Origin of the sequence: Phytoactinopolyspora endophytica (genome assembly GCF_004138495.1) — a bacterium.
Taxonomy (GTDB): domain Bacteria; phylum Actinomycetota; class Actinomycetes; order Jiangellales; family Jiangellaceae; genus Phytoactinopolyspora; species Phytoactinopolyspora endophytica.
The window spans coordinates 43889-48413 of the sequence record NZ_ML142868.1; the positions used below are offsets into that span (position 1 = coordinate 43889).

The window sequence follows — 4525 nt, forward strand, 5'->3', positions numbered from 1 at the left end:
TCGTCGTCCTGTTCTGGTGTCTCTTTCCGTTCATCTGGCTCATCATGACCAGCCTCAAACAAGGCGACCGGGCGCTGAACAGTCCGGACCTGTTTCAAGGGCCGTTCGGGCTGAGCAACTACGAGAGCGTGTTCGACCAGGACTTCCACCTCAACCTCCGTAACTCGCTCGGAGTCGCCGGGATGACGACGATCATCTGTATCGTCATCGGTTCCCTGGCCGGCTATGCGCTCGCCAGGCTTCCGTTGAAACGCAAGATCTTGCTGCTGTCGGGTGTCCTGGCCGTGTCCCTGTTCCCGCCGGTCGCGTTGGTGCCACCGTTGTACGAGGTGTGGCGCGCCGTCGGGCTGTTGAACACGTGGGAAGGCCTGTACCTGCCCTACACCGCGTTCACATTGCCACTGACAATCTTCATCCTGACGACCTTCTACGCGTCGATTCCCAAGGATCTGGAGGACGCCGCCCGAGTCGACGGCGCGACACCGTTCCAAGCTTTCTACAAAGTGGTCTTCCCGCTCGCGGCGCCGGGAGTGTTCGCCGCGGCGATCATCATCTTCGTGACGGCATGGAACGAGTTTCTACTGGCCAACACTTTCGCACCGCGGAATCCTGAGGTCGCACAGACCGTTCCTGTGGCCATCGCCGCGTTCACCGGGCAGGTGGAGTTCCAGCGGCCGATCGGCACCATCACGGCGGCATGCGTCGTCGTGGTGATCCCGATGATCATCGTCGCTCTCATCTTCCAGCGACGGATCGTGGCAGGGCTGACATCTGGCGGCCTCAAAGGCTGAGCGTGCGTTCCTCCCGAGACCCGGGTCGCGGGTCCCGGATGCGATGCCCGAACAGCCGCCACGCCCACACCTGCCCGGCCAGCAGGACGGGTGTCACCACGGCGATCCCCGGCACGAGCATCTCCAACGTGCCCTGATCGGCGGCCGCGCCGGACAGCGGCAGAGCAGCCATGCCGGCGACCGTGACCAGCCCGGCCATCACGGCCGAGGTCAGCACGAAGGTGCGTCTCTCCCCCACCCCGCCGAACCACCGGGCGCAGCGGCGGCAGAGGTCACCGTCGAGGCGCAGACCGCAGAACGCCAGCCCGTGCAGGGCGAACAGCACCATGACGGCGGTGATCGCGGCCGCCACCGCCGGCTCGGTCATCACACCGTCGGCCGCGCCGCTCAGCCACCCGGAGAGGATCCATGCCCAGCTGCCGGCGACGACCCAGCTGCCCACGGTGACCGCGGCGTCGCACGTCGTACGCCAAGCCCGGCCGCCGCGGCCCGCCCCATCCACGCGTCCCCGGAACCAGACCCCCGCGTCACGGACCACCCAGCCCACAAGCAGCGACAGCACCAGCGGAAACAGGCCGCCGAGCAGCACACCGTCGAGCGTGGGAAACAGGCCGATCAGCACACCGGCCGTGGCGATCAGCCAGACTTCGTTGGTCAGGAAGAACGGGACGATGGCGGCGACGACGAGCCGTCGTTCGCCGGCGCCCCGGGCCAGGAAGGGCAGCAGCATCCCAGCCCCGATGTCGGCTCCGCCCAGCACGAAGTACCCGATCGCGTAGAACGCGAGCATGATGACGGCGGCGGTCTCCATCATGTCTCATCTCCCCACGAAGGTCAGGACCGCGCCGGAGCGGTCCGGCCGGTCGGCGTCGCCGCCGTCCTCCGGTACCGAGTGCTCAGCGGTGCTGCCCAGCGCGACCGAATCGGGGTCGCTGCGAGCGTGCCGGGCCATCAGCCACAACGTGACGATGATCAGCACGCCGAACAGCACAGAGAACGTCAGCAAGGACATCCGCATCGCCGTGTCGGAGACGTCCGACACGGCATCGGAGACGGTGAGCATCTCGTACACCACCCACGGCTGCCGGCCGACCTCCCGGAACACCCAGCCGGAGATCATCGCGATGTACGGCAGCGGGATCATCGCCATCAGGAGCCAATGCCACGCGCGCGCCCGCACGATCATCCATCGCGACGCGGCCAGTAGGCCGTTCAGCATCAGCAGCATGAACAACAACGCGAACACGACGAGCATCACCAGCGCGGCGACCCGGGCCAGCCCGGGAGGCGAGTAGTCACCGGCACCGAGCTGCTCGGCCATCTCGACCTCGAGCGCGCCGACGCGCACGCTGTCATCGCTGAACGTCGCGGCCTTCATCGGCTGGATGTCCTCCAGCCGGCTGAGTTGTATACCGCCGCTGGTCACGCTGATGAACAGCGCCGGGAGCGCCGTGTAGACGCCGATGCGCAGCGAGCGGCCGAACAGCTCCGTGTGCGGGGTACGCCGGCGCAGGTGGTACGCGCTGACTCCGGCGACGAGGACGCCGGCGGTGACCAACGCACCGCCCAGGATGTGCCAGAAGGCGGCGATGCTGCTCTCGTTGGTGAGCACGGCGCTCACATCGGTGAGGACGAGGCTGTCGCCGTGGATCTCGGCCCCCACCGGGTTCTGCATGAACCCGTTGGCCACCAGGATCCAGTACGCGGAGGCGTAGGCGGTGAGCGTCACCACCCCGATCACGGCCAAGTGCAGCCATCGGTTCATCCGGCCCCACCCGAAGATCCACAGTCCGAGGAAGGTCGACTCGATGAAGAACGCCACCAGCGTCTCCATCGCCAGCGCTCCGCCGAACACGTTCCCCGCGAAATGGGTCAGGCCGCTCCAGCTCAGTCCGAACTGCAGCTCCATGACCAGTCCGGTCAGGATGCCCATCGCATAGTTGATGACGTACAGCTGCCCCCAGAACCGGACCATCCGGCTGTGCACGGGGCTCGGCCTGATCGTCGCCCGCAGCTGGATGCAGGCGACGATCGTCGCCAGGCCGAGTGTCAACGCAACGAATAGGAAGTGCGCGCCCGCAGTCAGTGCGAACTGCAGGCGCGCCAGCTCCAAGGTCTCCGATGTCATCTCATGCCTTGCTCGGCTAGCGCCGGTTGAGGCGCCGGAAGACGCCGAACTCGATCAGCACCGCCGCCGCGACGCTGCCCCCGATCAGGATCGGGCGCAACCAGCCGGGTCGATCGTCCTGCTCCGCGATCGCCAAGCCCAGCGCTTCCCCGGCGACGATGCCGACGACGACGAGAACCCACAGCCGGACCTTCGCGCCGGTGCTGACCCTCCGCCGAGGCTGCGACTCCCAGCTCCCATCGGCATTCTCGCGTTCCCAGCTCACCTCGTGTGCTCCTCGCTCATCTCGTGGGCCGCCGGTGCGGATGCGGTGACCGTGTCATCTCGTTCCAGCGGGATCTGTGGCACCAGCCGGTCGAGCCAGCGCGGCAGCCACCACGCCTTCTCCCCGAGCACCCGCATCACAGCCGGGACCACCAGGCAGCGGACGACGATGGCGTCGAGGAAGACGGCGACCGCGAGGCCGAGGCCGAACTGCTGCAGCATCCGGTCCGGGCTGAGCACGAAGGCGCCGAAGACGACGATCATGATCGCCGCGGCAGCGGTGATCACCCCGCCCGTGGCGGCCAGACCCTCGCGCATGGCGCGCAGTGCATCGCCGGAACGGCGCCACTCCTCGTGCATGCGGGAGACCAGGAAGACCTCGTAGTCCATGGAGAGCCCGAAGACGATCGCGAAGATCATCACCGGGACGAACGCCTCCACCGGGCCGGCGGACACGCCGAACATGCCCTCGCCGAAGACCATCGTCACCACGCCCAACGAGGCCCCGATCGTGAGCAGGTTCAGGATCGCCGCCTTGAGCGGGATCAGCACGGACCGGAACACCGCCATCAGCAGGAGCGACGAGAGGCCTACGACGACCAGGAGGAAGATCGGCATCCGGTCGCTCACGGCCTCCGCGAAGTCGTCCGCGGCGGCGGTGGAACCGCCGACCAGATAACTGCCACCCGTCTGCTCCTGCAACGCTGGCAGGGTCTCGCCGCGCAGCTCGGAGACCAGCTCGCTCGTCTCCTCGTCCTGCGGCGCGCTCTCGGGGAAGACCATCACGGTGGCCAGGTCGGTATCCGGTATGTGCTGGACAGGTGTAGCACCGGCGACGCCCGGCGACGACGCCAGAGTCTCCTGGATCGCGCCGTCGTTCTGCTCGTCCACGCCGTCGCTCAGCACGAAGAGCGGACCGTTCACGCCCGGGCCGAAGCCCTCGGCAAGCAGATCGTATGCCTGACGACTGGTGGTGGACTCCGCGTCGTTGCCCGCGTCGGCGAACCCGAGCCGCATGCCGAGAACCGGAATCGTGAGGACGGCAAGCACCACCACCGCGGCGGTCAGCGGCGCCCAGGGCCGGCGGGCCACACCGTCGGCGAGCCGGCGCCAGCGGTGCCCCTCGTCCTTGCCGGTGCGCTCCGCGTGCCGGATGACCCGTCGCTCGATCCGCTTACCGAAGACGGTCAGTAGCGACGGCAACAGCGTCAGCGACGCGGCCATGGTGACCAGCACCGTCAGCGCCACCGCAAGAGCCACGCCCTGCAACGAGCCCAGCCCCAGGGCGAACAGGCCCATCAGCGCGATCACGACCGTGACGCCGGCGAAGATCACCGACCGG

At 67.8% G+C, this 4525-nt stretch carries 5 protein-coding genes; 1 reads left to right on the forward strand and 4 read right to left on the reverse strand.

Features of this window, described 5'->3' with window-relative positions:
• Positions 1-791: carbohydrate ABC transporter permease (locus ELR45_RS28500; RefSeq protein ID WP_165368185.1), on the forward strand; the 791-nt coding region annotated here is incomplete at its 5' end.
• Here ELR45_RS28500 and ELR45_RS28505 read toward each other — a convergent pair.
• From ELR45_RS28505 to ELR45_RS39425, 4 genes are all read right to left on the reverse strand, one after another.
• A complete protein-coding gene (locus ELR45_RS28505; RefSeq protein WP_205857444.1) occupies positions 781-1605 on the reverse strand; it encodes a cytochrome d ubiquinol oxidase subunit II in 825 nt (274 codons plus the stop codon). The genes ELR45_RS28500 and ELR45_RS28505 overlap by 11 nt on opposite strands.
• A gap of 3 nt (positions 1606-1608) precedes the next feature.
• The gene (locus tag ELR45_RS28510; RefSeq protein ID WP_129669333.1) at positions 1609-2919 is read right to left on the reverse strand and encodes a cytochrome ubiquinol oxidase subunit I; all 1311 of its coding nucleotides are present in this window, start codon (positions 2917-2919) and stop codon (positions 1609-1611) included.
• 16 nt (positions 2920-2935) lie between these two features.
• Positions 2936-3184: a hypothetical protein gene (locus tag ELR45_RS28515; RefSeq protein ID WP_129669334.1), complete on the reverse strand. Its 249-nt coding sequence runs from the start codon at positions 3182-3184 to the stop codon at positions 2936-2938.
• On the reverse strand, positions 3181-4525 hold a 1345-nt coding region (locus tag ELR45_RS39425; protein WP_205857445.1), incomplete at its 5' end, for an MMPL family transporter. The genes ELR45_RS39425 and ELR45_RS28515, both read right to left, overlap by 4 nt.

What these genes read in the sequence shown, in the direction of transcription:
- ELR45_RS28505 (WP_205857444.1), bottom strand. Translation starts at nt 1,605, where the DNA reads ATGATGGAGACCGCCGCCGTCATCATGCTCGCGTTCTACGCGATCGGG.
- ELR45_RS28510 (WP_129669333.1), bottom strand. Translation starts at nt 2,919, where the DNA reads ATGACATCGGAGACCTTGGAGCTGGCGCGCCTGCAGTTCGCACTGACT.